Source organism: Streptococcus cristatus ATCC 51100, from assembly GCF_000222765.1.
GTDB classification, from domain to species: Bacteria; Bacillota; Bacilli; order Lactobacillales; family Streptococcaceae; genus Streptococcus; species Streptococcus cristatus.
In genome coordinates, this window is record NZ_AFUE01000006.1 from 40,628 (window position 1) to 57,074 (window position 16,447).

Sequence of the window (16,447 nt, forward strand, 5' to 3'; positions counted from 1 at the left end):
CATCTCAGGCTTCCCTTGTATCATCAGGATTGGTTCACCCTTTTAAGTACGATATTTACATATTCTTTGCAAAATCAAAACGGAACCCAACCTTTTGACCTAATTGAGTCAGTTCAGTCAAAGTCTCTCTACTGCAAATAAACATGACATAGCTGTCGCTGTCAATGTCCATTGCTCCGACGCAGTAGCCTGCTTCCTCCCATTTTTCATCCAAGACCTTGCACCATGATGGAATGTCTCCATCTTCATCTAGCCACTCATCTTGCAGTGGGAGATTCTTTTGATCTGCCAATTCTTTCATGAAATAGGTGAAGTCTTCTAACTCAGCCTTCCAATCCAGCTCAATGACATCACCACTCTCAATTAACTCATCCGCAATCCCGATCCAAACGATGGTATCTTCTGACTCATCGTCCTCTATCCCACGATCGTCATAGCGATCGATATTTTCATCAAAGTAGTCCCACGGTGAGGCAAGACAAGCTTCTATAGCAGAACGGACAGAGCTGTCCTCTGTAAGCAGTTCAACCATGCTGGTAAAGATTTCTTTGTTCAGTTCATTTGTCATAACTGACTCCTTTCTTGTCCATAAGGACATATTTTTAACGTTATTGAAAAAAATTTTATCTATAATCTCGACTAATCCTAGTCATAGGACTGATGATTTAGGCAATTATCACTTGTTCGTTTAAGAGGGTTTCATCATCCATAGTGTTCAGAACCTTCAATATCTCGGTAGTGGAGTTCTAAATCTGAAATCAATTTTTCGCCATATTCCAATAATTGAGCTTTAGTGAGAGAATTTACATTCTTGTCAGAGAAAGGGAGCCTTTCCTTCAAATCAATTCGACAACTTCCAATAAGACTCGCTTGGATATAGGCTGTATAGTCATTTCTAGCAGACGCCCAGCCCATTAGTTGAAAGTCCATTTCAAAGCGAATGAACAATTCCCTACCATTCTGCTGCAAGTCTACAATAGTAAGACCGTCGCTGTCATGAATTTCGGATGAATCAACCATATCTAGCTTTTCTCTATTAAGATAGGGCAAATTCTCAGATAAGGCTTTGAAGACGGACAATTCCTCTACTTTATGAGCAAAAGATTCCCATAAAATAATGTCTAAATCTTTTATTCGTAAGTACTGCTCTTCAATCATGATGCTTCTTAGTCCTTTCTAATAAGATGATGACACCTAGTAAAACAAGAATTCCAATTACAAAAACAGCTATTTCTAATTCTTTTAATCCTTCAATATAGGGTACGATATAGATACTTGATTCCACAAGTAGGAAACCGATAAGAATAAGGGCAATCAAAAAATATGTCTGTTTTTTATCCATTTTTATGGCCTTCCCTTAACTAGAGTTTACATAAAACTTAACTACCTAGAAATTCTATTTCCCCTCTACCCACTTATCATTGTCCATGATAAAGGGCTTGGCCAGTCCTTCTCCTGTGTAGTCTTTATATTTTGTCTGCAAGTATTTGTAGACATCTTCCTTGGTCGCAAATTTGATTGCCTGATAAGGCTCTTCAAATGTCAGCTTTTCGACAAACAGATAGCCGTCTTTATCTGGAACCAAGACGCCGACATGCCCTACAAAGAGAGAATCACCGTCAAGATTGTCGTGGACGATGACGGAGAGCATCCGAGCCTTTTCGCTAAACTTAAACTGTTTGAAGTATTCCTCCATCTTCTTAGCATGTACCTTGACATCTTGGGTCGCTTGAGTCTTGATTCTTGAGAATAGGATATTAAATTCTTCCTTATCCTTGGCATCAAAGAGCTTGCCCTTGTCAATCGAGTCATTATCGATGAACAAGAGTTCGTCATCTTTTGCTATTTGAGGGATTTCAATGCTATTTTTCAGCAAAGTATAGGTATTGATCCGACAATTTGTCCCGATAAAATCGCCCTTCTTTGCCTGCCAGAGAGGATTGATTTTTTCTACGTCATATTCTGTTTTGGTAAACTTAGTGAAATCGCCTGTTAAACCAGTCGAGCCAACAAGTCCATTGTAGTCATTGACTAGATTGACAAAGTTATCGACACTGTCTTTGTTCAAGTTAGCAGCCAACAAATTCTTAACTTCTTCGACACTTTTTTGACTATTTAGATTTGAATAAGTCGCCTTCCATGGGTATTTTTCTGAGCTAGTCTGACCAACTGTCTGATTCTCTTGACTGCCGTTTGATTGCTTTTGCGTCTTCCCACATGCGGCTAAGCCAAGAATAGCCAAGGTGCAGGCACTCATCAACATAATCTTTTTTACTTTCTTCATTCTTTCGTCCTTTTTATATTTTTCCAATATTCATCTTCAAATAATTCCTCTTGTTATTATAGCAAGAAATACTGAAAAACAGAAAGGAAAAATCTATCTTGGATAGAAACTTCCTTAAGCCATAAAAAATGACTGCACTTTTATCAACGGCAGTCACTTTGATTTATAAATTGATGAGCAAGGTAGAATAGCTAACTCCAAATGCCAACTTAAAGAAAGGAATCGCTATACACTGGTAAGTCTACTTAATCTTGTGCTTGTTCATCTTTTCTTCAAAGATAGCTATCATGATAGCGCGCAATTCCTCACGCTCCTTTTCAGGAAGCTCTCCTGCTTGCTTAGCTACAGCGTAAAGTTCTGGGTATTGCTTGGCAACTCGCTCAACCGTCTTGGTCGTTGCATGCCCTCTCACAAGGAAGGGAATTCGCTTAAGCCATTCTTGTGGCACCAGCGCCAAAATCTTTTTAGCTGCTTCCTTATCGCTAATGACGGCTGTACTAAGCCCCTCTTTGATCTGCTCCTGCTCTTTTTCGGTAAAATCATCTAATTCCATTCTGAACTCCTCTTTTCTAATAAGTTACTTGCTCTTCTTAAATAGACTGCTCTTAGATTGGGTTTTTGAAATTTGAGTAACCCTGACAAGTCTTTCAGTCAAATTTCCAAAAATTAATTTGCAGCAGTTTCCAAATCTTCCGCAAAGATTACGAAGCCTTTTGGTAAGATATGAAGCTGCCCGTCCGATATTTGGCAATGACTTGCTAGAATTGCAGAATCACTCTCTACAAGATAATTTTCTGCTGATTGGTTAAAAATTGCTCGGACCTTTTGACCATCATAGTCCCATTCCAGAGACAGCACATCCGGATTGATTTTTTCTAGACTATATTTCCCATGCTGGATAATGTCTGAGACACTCTTGCGAAGCTGAATCAATCTCTTCATGAAATCGAGCATCTCATTGCTATCGGAAACACGTTCCCACGGCATCACACGCCGACAATCTGGATCTGGCCCTCCGTCTAATTCTAGCTCGGTTCCATAGTAGAAACACGGTGTTCCCCTTTGTAAAAAGAGGCAGGCTAGGGCAGATTTGACCAGTTGGACATTTCCCTTGGCAGTAGTCAAAATACGCTCCGTATCGTGCGAATCCAGAAGATTGAACATCACTTCCGAAATCTGCTGTCTATAATACATGGACTGACCATTGATCTCATCGATAAATTGACTGGTCTTTTTAACCCCACGCAAGAAATAATCCTTGATACTGTCAGAGAGAGGATAGTTCATGACTGCGTGAAATTCATCGCCATTTAACCAAGGCTGAGACGTGTGCCAGACTTCTCCAAGAATATAAAGATCAGGCTTTTTAGCTAAGACAGCCTTACGAAAATCTCTCCAAAATTGGTGGTCGACTTCGTTGGCCACATCCAGCCGCCAAGCATCGATATCAAACTCTTCAATCCAGTAGGTCGCAACGCTCAACAAATAGTTCCTCACTTGAGGATTGGCTGTATTTAGCTTTGGCATATAGCTCTCAAAGGCAAAGGTATGGTAAGGGAGCTTTCTTGGATTGCCAAGCTTATCCTTTGTCACTGGGAACTCTTGAACATGAAACCAATCTTTATAAACCGAATCTTCCCCGTGTTTAAGGACATCCTGCCACTGTGGAGATTGGTCTCCGATATGGTTAAAAACAGCGTCCAGCATGATTTTCATGCCTCTCTGATGGGCCTGATCTACCAGTTTACGGAAGGTTTCCTTGTCTCCAAAATGACGGTCAATTTCGAAATAATCCGTCGTATTGTACTTGTGATTGCTTGGGGATTCAAAGATAGGACAGAGATAAAGGCCTGTAATGCCCAAATCCTGCAAGTAATCTAGATGGTCAATAATTCCCTGTAAATCTCCACCAAAGAAATCCTCACTTTTAGGCGTGATTGACGAATCCCAAGCTAGAGAACCTTCTGGTGAAATCTCAGGATTGCCGTTGGCAAAGCGTTCTGGGAAAATCTGATACCAGACCGTCTTTGAAACCCAGTCAGGTACATGACAAGCATCAATTTCATGAATATAAGGAAGCTTAAAGCCGTTTCCTTCGTAATGAAGGTTTTCTAGCGTATTTTCAACACATCCCTTATCACCATACAAGATAGTCTGGCCTTGCTTATCCTTAATCTCAAAGAGATACTGAAGTCGCGCATAGCCAACTGTAACCTCTACTTGCCAGTAATCAAATAAAGCATCAGAAGTTACTTTGACCATTTCCTTACTCTCTTCATAATGATCCTCCATGAAGATAAAAGGATCTCCATAGTGCAAGGCTATACTTTCGATATCTCCCCTTTTCGTCCGAATGCGAATGTGCATTGTCTTATCTTTGTAAAGATAAGCATACTCCGACTCTGGCCTGTGGTAAATCGCTGACAATTCCATATTTCTCTCCTAGATTTCTTTTTATAAACTCATCGCAATTTTGTGCAAACGATTTCAAGACATAGCCCTAGTATATCACTTTAAAAAAATGAATGCAAGGTGATGTTTTAGGGATATAGTAAAAAGCCTTGAGGTCAAGGCTTATAATGTTCTTTCCAAAACATAACACAATATATTCTTTAAAATACTATGTAAAAGTTCATGCTATAACTACCAGCGTTCGACATCATTTTCTACATACTACATCTGCAACGTTGTTATCCAAAAACATATTGCTGCTATAAGAGAAAGCGGAGTTATACCATATTTTTCTTTTTACTTTTTGAAATAATGTTCATAATCGTATTCAAAGACAGATAAGCGGCAAAGAAGAAGCAAATATATTTAGTAACCTTGAAAGACAGCCACAAGGGAATAAAACCTCCAGCTTGCAAAATAATGATCATGGCAAAAATTTGGATAGCCACCAAAATGACTGCCGCAATTCTAAATTTCTTAGGTAAGATTTTATGCTGTCCACCCATTGTAAATTCTCCCAAAGGCAAACCACAGGCAACAAGAACCGTCATCATTGCTATAGCTCCAAATACCACTGCACCTAATATTGAAAACATCAATCCATATCCTCCCTTCGTAAAATACAAAGAATTTTAGTTACAAATCCAGCTTTGTTTCACTCATATTCCTATAAATTTATGATATACTCTTACAAAATTTTTAAATTTGGTAGCCCCATCTCTTTCTTATCGCCTGTGTTAGGTCTCTATTTTCTTGTAATATTGTCTCTTTACAGCTCTTCTAGCACTTTTCTTTTTAATCTGGGTAATATAGAGTGATGTAATTTCCAAACCTAATTTTTCTAATATATATTCATATTAGCATATAGAGCACTTTTTGAAATCAAGCTCATCAAAGCTATTCAACGTCTATATGAATAATATTATTAACTTTGGATAGTAACACTACCACCTCAACATAACGAGTTTATGAGACTCAAAAGATTAGGGGGAAGCTTTTGAAGATTTGAAAAGGCAACACTTTTCTATACAAAATTTATAAAGTGTTTTTTTAAAGCGCTGATTCGCTTAGCGATTGGGGTTTGGTAGTTAAGACTGCTATGAATGCGATGATGATTCCACCAGTAAACATAGTCCTTTGTTTTAAGGATTAGTTCTTTCAGCGAATGGAAGGTTTCTTGGTTGACAAACTCGAGTTTGAAGGCACGGTAAGTACTCTCAGACACGGCGTTGTCATAGGGACAAGTTGCTTGACTTAGAGACCGAGCGATGCCGAATGCTTCTAGCATCTCATCAATCAGCTGGTTATCAAACTCCTTACCACGGTCAGAATGGAATAGCTTGACACTGGTAAGCGCATAAGGAATGCTTTGAATGGCTTGTTTGACGAGCTCTGCGGTCTTGTGCCACCCAACTGAAAGACCAATAATTTCACGGTTGAAGAGGTCAATGATCAAACAAACATAAGCCCAACGATTTCCAACACGGACGTAGGTCAAATCTGTTACAATTGCTTCAAGTGGCTTTTCTTGGTTAAATTGTCGAGCCAATAGGTTTGGAATAGGTGCTTCATTTTTCCCTTTAGAATTCGATTTGAAGGCAGCCTTCTGGTAGACGGATACGAGATTCAATCGCTTCATGATGCGACGAATCCGCCGACGAGACAAGATAATCCCTTCGTTTTCCAGACATTTCTTGAGTTTTCTAGCACCATATCTAGACTTGCTCTCACGGAAAATGGTTTTAATCATTTCTTCAAGCTCTGCCTCAGACTTTGGTTCTATGGCTTTGTAGTAATAGCTAGCACGAGGGATGTTCAAGCAACGACACATGGCTGAAATGCAATATTTATCCTTATTAGCAGTGATTACTTCCCTTTTTGTGCCATAATCACTGCCGCTTGCTTTAAGATATCTAATTGCATTTCAAGCTCTTTATTTCGCTTCCTAAGAGCGATGAGCTCACGTTGTTCATCGGTGAGATTATCAACAGACTTAAAGGAACTAGTCGTTCTTGCCTGTTTGACCCACTTATCAAAGGTAGAAGGTGTTAAATCATATTCTTTGATAAGCTCACTTCGTTTCATACCAGCATTATGAAGATCAACGATTTGTTGTTTGAAGTCATCTGTGAAGTGACGGCGAGTTTTTCTAGACATATTGTTCTCCTCTTTTCTTTAGTGTAGAACACTTTATAAAATCTGTCTAGTTTAGTGTAACCGATTCAATTAGTTACTATTTTCTAATAAGCTGAGGCATTCAGCAGTTCGCTGTTATCGTCTCATCACACACTCCTCGCTCTACGACATCTATCGAAGAAAGAGCAAATTATCGATTTCTACTTCGCTGGTGAATCATCTCGTGCAAGCAGTGATACCGCCTCAACATGTGCTGATAGTTTCCTTCTATACTAGTAGACGAAATTTTGGTCTTAATAGTTAGAATTATACTATTATACTAAACTACTTTACTCCTTAATAAGTTACCATTTCACTCTATTTTGACCAAAAATCTCTATCAAACTTCTTAGTCTTTAAGTAGCCTTGACTAAAACTAAAACCAAAAAAGAACTGAGCAATCATTTGTCGAGATAAGAATTCAACATCACCTAAATCCTCAGGAATGATAGTAATCTTATTGCCATGTGCAATATCATTTCTAATTTTTACAAGTTGTTGAATTCTGCTACTGTTTATTTTAAGTAAGTTGGCTTTATCAGAGTCACTATTGTCCATTTTATCAGTAATAGCACTTAGTGCTAAAACAATGCGTCTATGATTCATCCTCTCCAGACTACTTTCAAATACTGAATGTAGCTCTCCAGCCAATTCATTAAGAGTATTTTCATCAAAAGAAGTATTATTAAAATTTGACAATAACAACTGACTCAATAAGTTTTTTGTTAAATTTTTTCTAGCAGCACTAGTAGTACCATTCAAAATTCTTGTCTCAAGTACTAATTTGGCAACTCTTTCGACTGGCTTAAAGTACATAAAGAACTGTTCTTCATGGTGATTTCTATAATCATGCAATGCAGCGACAGAGCACATCCTCATCAATTCTAAAATTTCATCCCTACGCTTTCTATTTGCTTTACGTTTTAAGCTACGTTCTATTTGAGCTAGTTTGTTACTCCATTCAACTACAGTAGGATGATCTTTTAACTTTTCCTCTAGAATATCCTCAGAATTATAAAACTCATATTCAAAAGTAGATAAAGGCAAAGTAGTAAAAAAAGAAAATACTTGTAAACACTCTTTAATATTTTGTTTTTGATCTGACTCAATAGTTAGATAGTGGCTATCATTACTATTCACATACTTTATCAAACAATTCCAAAATAGTAGTACTGCTCCATTCGGTAAATTTAATCTAGTACTCCAAAAATCACTAAGGCTTACATAAAAATCATCAAAATCTAAAGTCACATAATATGCCATTACTAAATCTCCAGTCTACAATTTTATTAATATGATTATACCACTTTTAAGTCGACTAAACACTAAAAACTAGCAACCCTCATCAGATTGCTGTTTCTACAATGTTACCTCAGTTCCATCAAGGAATACTATCTTAATCGAACCATCAATGGCTAATTCAATATGATTGAGTACCTGACACATTACCTCAGCATCAAATTCTAAACTTTCATGAGCTATCAACTGCTGTAGCCTATCACCGTACATCTGTCCAAGAAGGTCACCTTCTTCATGTAGCCTTTTCCACTTAGCCATCAATAAGTCTTTATTATCCTGTAATTCTTCAACTGCTCTAAGGAAAATCATTTCAAGGGTAGCTTCGACAATATGGTTGTTTTGACAACCAATCTGACCTTTAACCTTGTAGTGGTTATTACACTGCCAGACCGTACGTTTGCCTCAACTTGTAGTCCAATTTTTTCTACCAAAAGCTGAACCACATTCGGCACAAAACACTTTTTTTGTAAAGGGATTGTTGTCTTTATGCATGATATAAAATTGTAGCTTATGTTGTTCTCTAAATCTCTTTCTTCTTACTATCTCTAGCTGAACAATCTCCCACTTCTCTCTATCTAAAATTGGTTCATGATTGTTTTCAATATAATATTGATTAACTTGTCCATCATTATCTATTCGTTTCTTCGTTAGGAAATCAACTGTATAAGTTTTCTGAAGCAAAGCATTACCCTCAGCAGTTCTCTGTTACCGTATCATTTCGTCGTAATCTCCTCATTCTATGAGTCCTATCCCATGGGCCGAACATCTACTTCGTCGATGAATCAGTCCGCACAAGCAGTGCTACCGCCTCAACATGCGTTGTTTTCTTTATTTGTACACTTTTTTTCTTCATCGGTTACGGAATTAAAACACAATTTATCATTATCTATTTTAGCATTCTTTCTTTTAGATTTGTAAGATTTTGCATCTTTAGTCGAAGAATCTCCCGTTTTAAAAATTATAGTCAACATTGCTGGATCAATTTCTCCATCAGAATTTATTCCGCCTACTATTATTTTTTCAACGATACTTTCAAAAATATCCTTGTCAAACTCCGTCAAAGTTTTTTGTGAAGTTAAAATTTCTTTAAAATTCTCTAATCTACTTTTTATATCAACTTCTGATTTTAAAGTTACTTCTAAGTTTACTTTTTCTTCTAAAAGTTTTTCTTTCTCAATTTGTATTTGATTGAATTTATCTTCATATACAGAATCACTTATTTTTCCATCTAGATTCATTGAAACTAATTTTTCTTCTTTTTTGTACAACGAATTTAATTTACTAACTATCTTTGTCAACTCCACTTTTAAGGTATCATCAGTAAGCTCTTCTTTTATAATTTCAAGAAAGTCTTCAGTTAGGTTATTATTTTCATAAAACAACTGTTGGTAGCTCTGTAAAAAAGCATTTTCTATTGCTTTTTCCTCTATTCCTTTACTATGAGTGCAATACTTTTTACCTCTCTTTATAGATGTTGTACAGTGCCAAATAATCTTTTTGTACTCTGAACTAGAGTGCCAACTTCTTCTAGACAGAACAGTACCACAAAAACCACATTCTAATCTACTGCTAAAAGGGTACATTCTTGAATATCTTTCTCGTTTACCTTTTATATTTGCTATGGTTTTTTTGTTTCCTGATCTCCGTAATCGAATTTCTTGCGCCTGTGTAAAAATTTCTGGACTAATTATCGCATCATGATTATTTTTAATGTAGTATTTATCTTCTTCACCGAAATTTATTAAACGTCTCTTACTAATGGGGTCAACAGTGAAAGTTTTTCCCATTAGAATATCACCTTTATACTTCTCGTTTTTAATAATTCCTAAAACTGTTGTATCTTGCCAGTGATCAAGACCTCTCGGAGTTTTATAACCTAGTTCATCAAGTTCTCTAGCTATTGCCCTACCCCCAATACCATCAATGTATCGTTCAAAAATATAACGTACTATCTTGGCTTCTTTTTCATTTATTGATATCGACTTTGTATCTTGATTATAGTCATAACCAAGACAACCTTGAAAACCAATAAGTTCTCCACGTTGCATCTTCATTTTTAAACCCTTTTTAACATGGGCAGATGTATTTTCAACTTCCTGTTGAGCCACTGAACTTAATATCGTCAATAGTAACTCACCATCCATAGTTAAAGTATCAATATTTTCTTCTTCGAAAAATACACCAATTTGTTTATCTTTGAGCAAACGAACATATTTGAGAGTATCTAATGTATTTCTAGCAAAGCGAGCAATGGCTTTGGTAATGATATAGTCTATTTTTCCATCAAGGCAATCTGAAATCAATCTTTGAAAATCTTGTCTTTTTCCAACTTGAGTTCCTGAAATCCCTTCATCAGCATAAATGTCAACCAAAATCCAATCTTGGTGCTGTGATATATACTCTCTATAATGACGAACTTGAGAATCATAGCTATTTTTTTGATCATCACTATCGGAACTAACACGACAATATGCTGCTACTCTCCTCGATAAAGAACCACTATTATCATTTCTTCTAGTTACTAAAGGATTTGCTTTTATAATTTCAACGTTGTTTGACATGGCTTAACCTCCTATTTCTCTGCATTTATTTTACCGCAACCAATAAAAAAGGTCAGCTAATTTGTGTATATTTTACGCAGTTTCAGCTTTATTTTTTCATATTCTTTTTCGCTAATAAGTTTTTTTAAGAATAATAGATTTAGCATCTCTAGCTCGACTATATAATTTTCTAAATTTGATTTCAAAAAATCACTTCCCTTTTATCTTTTATCAATCTCCTCCATGGCATGACTGATGAAGTCATCATAAGAATTTCACTTGCTGCTCTTTTACGTTGGCAGCCTGAACGGTCAGAAGTATCATTGTATATCATTTGTATCATGGCATATAAAGTATCGCTCTATTTTATTGATGGTTTTAATATCGCTCTTATCATGGCGAGCCATTCAAAACTGCTCCACAAATGAGGAAAGTACCATTTTGGACTATTCAATTGTCAATGTGCTTTCTTAACCTACTACTTTTTGGAGTAATGGTCTTCTTTATTATCCACTCGACCTACAAGGTAATCTAGACTCACCTTATAAAAATCTGCAAGTTTGATAAGGTCATTTATAGAGATTAGCCTGCTACCAGCTTCCATTTTAGAATAAGATGATCTTGTACAATTCAAAACGATTTTCGCAATATATTCTTGTGTCAAATCATCATCTTCACGTAAATCTCTAATCCTTTTCAACATTTGTTGTCTCCTAAAACAAGTATAATATAGTTATTTTCTTATTTTTAAATATGTGACAAATTGGCACATGAAACTATTCTATATATACTTTTTAGGAAACTGTTTACTCTAAATGTATCTCATTTTCCTCAATAGATTTCATATTTTGTTTTTTCTTATATTTCTTTATTGTTTTATTAAACATTTCAAATAAATTTATTGCTTCTCTATGTTGTTCCTTCAGTTTTTCAATTCTTCCTTTATAGAAGTATAAATCCTTCTCTATTATATCTACTGAACTTTTACCTTGAATACTATTTTCTAAATTGCTAGAACTATTTGTCGTATCATTCAACAATACTTCTTCTAAATTAGTTAAATCATTAATTTTATTTTGAACTTGTTCAATCATATTCTCTAGATATGATATTTGGGCAATGAAATCATTTGTTATATCTTCAAAATTATTCGGACTATTTTCCTCAGATATAAGAAAATCTAATTGTTCTATTTTTTCTTTAATTTTGCTTAGAGGAATTCTTCTATACATATAATGCGGTTCATACTGAACATTAAATTGCCTAATCAAAGTTTTACCTTTCATAAAGCGATTTTTTTCTGCTGAATCTTTATGATATACATAGTAAGAACTAGTTTCTCTGAGAAATACTTTAACTTTTTCTTCTTCCATATTGATTTGAATATTTGGTACAAAAATAAGTCCTTCTTGTCGGATACCAAACTGTACCTTAATGTAAATTCCATCGTCTACTACTTCTTCTATTTGATTAAGATTCAACTCTACTTCAAACTCATGAACAGTATCCCTATTTCTCTTGAAATCTTGATAGGATTTCCATAACACCTCTTCTGTCGGCAACTCTTTTTCTTTAATTAGCTTTTCTTTATTGTAAAGTTCAACTAAATTTTTATTATCTAAGACAAAAGTTTCATTTTTGTTATTAAAATAGTCTTGAAAATAACTAACACTGTACTGATTCGTTTTTCCCAATTCCTGCTCTGAAAGCTTAATCCCATTAAATTCAAATAGAACATGTTTTTCTTTCGGAATTATTTTTAAGTCAAAAAATTCTGCTTGTTGAATCAATTCATTCATATTCTTCATTTTCGGAAGTAGAAATTCTAAGATGTTTATAATTTCCCTTTGAACAAACTTTTGCTTAAAATAAGTTTCATTATAAGGTTGTTTTCTATTCAATTTATCATCACGTATGACTTGTTTCATATTTGAATCAGTCATAAAAAAAGTAACATGCTTGTGTCTAAAATCAATTTTTAAATGTAAAGCTTTTGCTTTTTTCCTGAAATCTTCAAAATTTTTCGAGTTCTCTATTAGAAAATATACTCGTTGTTTTATTTCATATTTGTAATTGGTTTTTCGATAAACTTCATACTGACGATGCGAATAACGATTTTCTATAATCTTTGCACCTGCAATTTTTGAGAGACGATCTGAAACCATTCGTAGATTACGTTCTGACTTATAATTCCATAGAAACTTTTTATCAGAATTCTGATCAATTGAATTTAGAATGATGTGATTGTGGATATGACCTTTATCGACATGTGTTGCTACGATAAAACGAAATCTACCTCCTGTCAACTCTTTAACTGTCTCATAACCAATCCGATTGATTTGTTCGGGAGTAAGATGGTCATCTGGAGCAAAAGACTGAATGATATGATGAGAATGAATTTTTCGTTGATTTACTTCTTGCCTATCATGACGAAATTCATAAAGACCATCATTACTTAAAAAATTATCATTGTACATCTTCACTAGTTCTTTATAACTAGGAAAATCTAAATAATTTCTCATACCAAAATCTGAAACTAGTGCTAGATTTTTTGTTTTACTTGGATTCAAAATATATTTGATTAGTTTACTACGATAATTTTTTCCATGAATCGCAAAGTGTTTAGTGATGACCATAAAATTTCCTCAATTTTTCAGATTGAATAAGAAAATCTTTCTCCACTTCTACTATTAACTCTTCTATACCTTTTCTCAATTCATTTAACTCAACTTCCGTTATTAAATTCGAATAATTTATGCTTCTGGCTATTTGATTAATATTATTTCCGATTCGTTTTAATTCAAAAATCAAATTTTGATAACCAGTTGTATCAATGGTGATGAAATTCATGCCAGGGTCAAGTAGGGTTCGTCGAGCATATTCTGAAAAAGATTGACAACCGCTTTGGTCGATACAATGTTTCAACTGACTCAATTCGCTATCAGACAGAAACACTTTCTTGAGATTGGTTCGGTAACGATGTTCCATGTACTCACCTCATGTATTTATCACGGAAGTCTTGGCTGAGGGGAATGGAGTTTCCAACTTCTTTAATCAGCTCCTGTACGCAGGTTAAGAGAATAGATACATGATCTTGGGTAACTTGATGTTCGGACTGTGCTATTATTAAAACATCATGAACGTCACGACTGATTTGTTCTAGTTTTTGGGATTGCCAGAGGGCAAACCACTTTTCAGCAGTCATTTCAAACTCTTCCTCCAGCAATTTATTTCGAGCAAAGGGCGAAAAATGTTTAAATCCCTTATTTTTCATTATCACTTCAATCATTTCCAATTCATTTGCGGTTAAATTAACCTCTTTGCGAATGTCTCTGTATTGTTCTGACATACTATTTCCTCACTTTCATCAATGGTTGGACAATCCCCGACCCCGTATTAACCACGGGAAACTTGCAAAGACAAAATCTATCATCTTGTAAGGCTTTGCGAGCTCAGATATTGTGTCCACAATATCCCAAAAATCATATCGCCTGCCATTTCAAACCTCACGGTTCAAAAAACAAACGATATGAAAATGTGGTGGCACGCCCCCAAACCCCCAAGATAAATCTAAATTAAAAAAAGTATAACAAATACTTTTTGATAAAATTATCACAGAAAAAGAGCCCTGTCGGACTCTTACAAACTAAAACAATGTCTCTGATATTCATACTGTCTAATGCCACTACTGTCTTTGTTCATCTTGATAGAAAAAACAAAATAATGGTCACGACCGTCTAAAGATTTGCTTTTGTTAAGTTTAAAATAATGTTTTTGAGACATAGCCATTGTGCGTAAAATATCATCAGTGATAAATGTTAATGGTATATCTAGAGCGGAATATTTGTAAAAATCTGACTCAAACCGTAAATAAGAATCAGAAAAATAATCCAGCTGTAATTTATCATCATATAATTCTTTACGATTCATATAAATCCAACCCTTCTATCTGGATATCGAGTATATCTTCCCATCTTAATCGAAGAAAACCAGTGTCTGATTTTATAGATATAAACTCTTTTCCAATCTCTTTAACAATACCTGATACTACTTTTCTTTGATTAGAAAACTTAAAAACAAAAGTTGCAGGGAATACATTCGTATAAAGTTGACGAACAAATAGAACTTTCTCTTCCAATGATAGGGAAATGGAGATATCTCCTTTATTTTTTCTGCCCAAAGAGAACTGGAATGTTCTGATAAAAAGAAGCCCATCCACTTAGCCATGCCACGATCCTGATATACTCGGGCAGACTCAAAAGGTAAATAAGAACGATTCATCATTTTAGTCCATCTAATCCTCCAGCTGAATGACCACCAATGAGTTTACTTCTTGCAATTGTTCTTGAAGCCTGATCCAGGGCATTTCCTTTCAATAGTGAAGTAAAACCAAATTCTGTTCTAATAGCATCAATTGCGGACTGGAGCCTTTCTTCTTTTTCTATTTTTTCAATATCATCAAATAATGAAATCAATCCAAAGGATTCATCCACTAAACTGGAATAATTCACTGCCACATTCCTGATAGCCCCGGAAGTATATTTAGTGTGAAATAACTTTAAAACATAGTTTGTCAGTAGTGCTGTTTGATTGGTCGGTTCAATCTTCATTTGAGTATGAATAGACCGTTTCTGTTCCACTTTAGAATACCCCAAGTGTATAGAAACTACTGTTGCTTTTTTACCTGCTCTTCTCAATCTAACCGCAACTTGTTCTGCCATTTCACGAAGTATAATTTCAATATCTCTTTGCTTTATATAATCTCTAGGTAAAACTTGCGAGTTCCCTATTCCTTTTGATTTTGGCTTATAAGGTTTATGAACATTGCTTTCATCAATCCCATTGGCATGAAACCATAACTCTAGTCCCATAATCCCAAGCTCTTTTTTAATCAAGTCAGGATTAGCCTTTGCCAATTCTTTAATCGAAAAGATGCCTAAACCATGTAATCTCTTCTCCATCCGATTTCCAATTCCCCAGAAATCTGTCATTTTAGGAATAGTCCATACTTTCTTTTCGACATCCTCATAGGACCAATTGGCTCTCATTGTCGGAGTTTTTTTAGCTTCATTATCTAGTGCTAACTTAGCTAATAAGGGATTGGAATTAGACATGCCTACAGTTGAATAGATTCCTGTTTTTCTCCAAATCTTTTTTTGAATAGCAGCCGAAATAATATCTAATTTATCTTTCCTACTAATTCTTCTATCTGGCACAAAATAATTTAATGAACTGGTTAAATCAATAAATCCTTCATCAATTGAGTAGGGATAAATATCGTCTGGTGCCGCAAAATCTTGAAAGATTTTTTGAATCTCCATATTGACTGCAATATAAGTATCCATTCTCGGAGGAACAATCACTGTTGATTTTGCCCATTCCTCTATATAACGAACATAGTCCATCGTTGTCGGTAAGCCTTGTTTTCTAGCATTATAGTAAGAAAATTTTCGAGTCTTTACATCAAATGGTAAATCATAGGAACGTCCAACATTTGATTTCCCAAATACCTTTTTAAACATAGGAGAGGAAGCAAGGATTAAACCAGCAGAATTATCTGCACGACTCATAACACAAAGTGAAGTCTTAAGTGGATGCAGGCCTCTATCTACACATTCTACACTTGCGTAAAAAGATTTCATATCAACAAAGGCAATGTCACTTTTAGGTTCGAGACTATAATCAAACCAACTCATAC

At 35.2% G+C, this 16,447-nt stretch carries 17 protein-coding genes and 2 pseudogenes; all 19 read right to left on the reverse strand.

The genetic code is table 11. From position 1 onward, the window contains the following. Positions 1-55 precede the first annotated feature (55 nt). On the reverse strand, positions 56-568 hold the full coding sequence (locus tag HMPREF9960_RS03645; RefSeq protein WP_005592216.1) for a DUF6630 family protein: 513 nt from the start codon (positions 566-568) through the stop codon (positions 56-58). A gap of 134 nt (positions 569-702) precedes the next feature. After that, positions 703-1,158: a hypothetical protein gene (locus tag HMPREF9960_RS03650; RefSeq protein WP_005590116.1), complete on the reverse strand. Its 456-nt coding sequence runs from the start codon at positions 1,156-1,158 to the stop codon at positions 703-705. Continuing rightward, complete coding sequence (locus HMPREF9960_RS03655) at positions 1,151-1,342, reverse strand: hypothetical protein (RefSeq protein ID WP_005590115.1); 192 nt, start codon at positions 1,340-1,342, stop codon at positions 1,151-1,153. Before HMPREF9960_RS03655 ends, HMPREF9960_RS03650 begins: the two co-directional genes overlap by 8 nt. A gap of 54 nt (positions 1,343-1,396) precedes the next feature. Continuing rightward, complete coding sequence (locus HMPREF9960_RS03660; protein WP_037586144.1) at positions 1,397-2,284, reverse strand: DUF4300 family protein; 888 nt, start codon at positions 2,282-2,284, stop codon at positions 1,397-1,399. 241 nt (positions 2,285-2,525) lie between these two features. Next, the gene (locus HMPREF9960_RS03665; protein WP_005590110.1) at positions 2,526-2,837 is read right to left on the reverse strand and encodes a hypothetical protein; all 312 of its coding nucleotides are present in this window, start codon (positions 2,835-2,837) and stop codon (positions 2,526-2,528) included. 113 nt (positions 2,838-2,950) lie between these two features. After that, positions 2,951-4,717 carry a glycoside hydrolase family 13 protein gene (locus HMPREF9960_RS03670; RefSeq protein ID WP_005590109.1) on the reverse strand — a complete coding sequence of 589 codons (1,767 nt, stop codon included), beginning with the start codon at positions 4,715-4,717 and terminating at the stop codon, positions 2,951-2,953. Between the two features lie 240 nt (positions 4,718-4,957). After that, a pseudogene (locus HMPREF9960_RS03675) lies at positions 4,958-5,331 on the reverse strand (hypothetical protein). A 428-nt stretch (positions 5,332-5,759) separates the two neighbouring features. Next, positions 5,760-6,892 (reverse strand): IS3 family transposase gene (locus tag HMPREF9960_RS03680; protein WP_408641163.1). Its coding sequence is split into 2 segments (ribosomal slippage): positions 5,760-6,622 and positions 6,622-6,892, totalling 1,134 coding nucleotides; the frame shifts between segments, so codons are not numbered across the junction. 336 nt (positions 6,893-7,228) lie between these two features. Then, the gene (locus HMPREF9960_RS03690; RefSeq protein ID WP_005590103.1) at positions 7,229-8,173 is read right to left on the reverse strand and encodes a HEPN domain-containing protein; all 945 of its coding nucleotides are present in this window, start codon (positions 8,171-8,173) and stop codon (positions 7,229-7,231) included. 96 nt (positions 8,174-8,269) lie between these two features. Further along, entirely contained in the window at positions 8,270-8,467 is a 198-nt protein-coding gene (locus HMPREF9960_RS11105) for a resolvase (protein WP_428835773.1), read from the reverse strand. A gap of 144 nt (positions 8,468-8,611) precedes the next feature. Next, positions 8,612-8,890 (reverse strand): recombinase family protein, encoded by a 279-nt coding sequence (locus HMPREF9960_RS11110; protein WP_005590101.1) that lies wholly within the window; start codon positions 8,888-8,890, stop codon positions 8,612-8,614. A gap of 128 nt (positions 8,891-9,018) precedes the next feature. After that, positions 9,019-10,770 carry a recombinase family protein gene (locus tag HMPREF9960_RS03705; RefSeq protein ID WP_005590100.1) on the reverse strand — a complete coding sequence of 584 codons (1,752 nt, stop codon included), beginning with the start codon at positions 10,768-10,770 and terminating at the stop codon, positions 9,019-9,021. Positions 10,771-11,227: 457 nt separating this feature from the next. Further along, on the reverse strand, positions 11,228-11,452 hold the full coding sequence (locus HMPREF9960_RS03710; protein ID WP_000919629.1) for a helix-turn-helix domain-containing protein: 225 nt from the start codon (positions 11,450-11,452) through the stop codon (positions 11,228-11,230). Between the two features lie 103 nt (positions 11,453-11,555). After that, positions 11,556-13,385, reverse strand: coding sequence for an SAG1250 family conjugative relaxase (locus tag HMPREF9960_RS03715; protein WP_005590094.1), 1,830 nt, complete (start codon positions 13,383-13,385; stop codon positions 11,556-11,558). Beyond that, the gene (locus HMPREF9960_RS03720; protein WP_005590092.1) at positions 13,372-13,737 is read right to left on the reverse strand and encodes a MobC family plasmid mobilization relaxosome protein; all 366 of its coding nucleotides are present in this window, start codon (positions 13,735-13,737) and stop codon (positions 13,372-13,374) included. Before HMPREF9960_RS03720 ends, HMPREF9960_RS03715 begins: the two co-directional genes overlap by 14 nt. A gap of 4 nt (positions 13,738-13,741) precedes the next feature. Then, positions 13,742-14,098 carry an SAG1252 family conjugative relaxosome accessory protein gene (locus tag HMPREF9960_RS03725; RefSeq protein ID WP_005590090.1) on the reverse strand — a complete coding sequence of 119 codons (357 nt, stop codon included), beginning with the start codon at positions 14,096-14,098 and terminating at the stop codon, positions 13,742-13,744. A 290-nt stretch (positions 14,099-14,388) separates the two neighbouring features. Continuing rightward, complete coding sequence (locus HMPREF9960_RS03730) at positions 14,389-14,679, reverse strand: DUF5960 family protein (RefSeq protein ID WP_001080186.1); 291 nt, start codon at positions 14,677-14,679, stop codon at positions 14,389-14,391. After that, positions 14,669-15,033 (reverse strand): annotated as a pseudogene (locus tag HMPREF9960_RS10770) (hypothetical protein). The gene HMPREF9960_RS03730 and the pseudogene HMPREF9960_RS10770 overlap by 11 nt, the downstream one beginning before the upstream one ends. Continuing rightward, the gene (locus HMPREF9960_RS03740) at positions 15,030-16,445 is read right to left on the reverse strand and encodes a Y-family DNA polymerase (protein WP_005590087.1); all 1,416 of its coding nucleotides are present in this window, start codon (positions 16,443-16,445) and stop codon (positions 15,030-15,032) included. Before HMPREF9960_RS03740 ends, HMPREF9960_RS10770 begins: the two are co-directional and overlap by 4 nt. Positions 16,446-16,447: the final 2 nt, after the last annotated feature.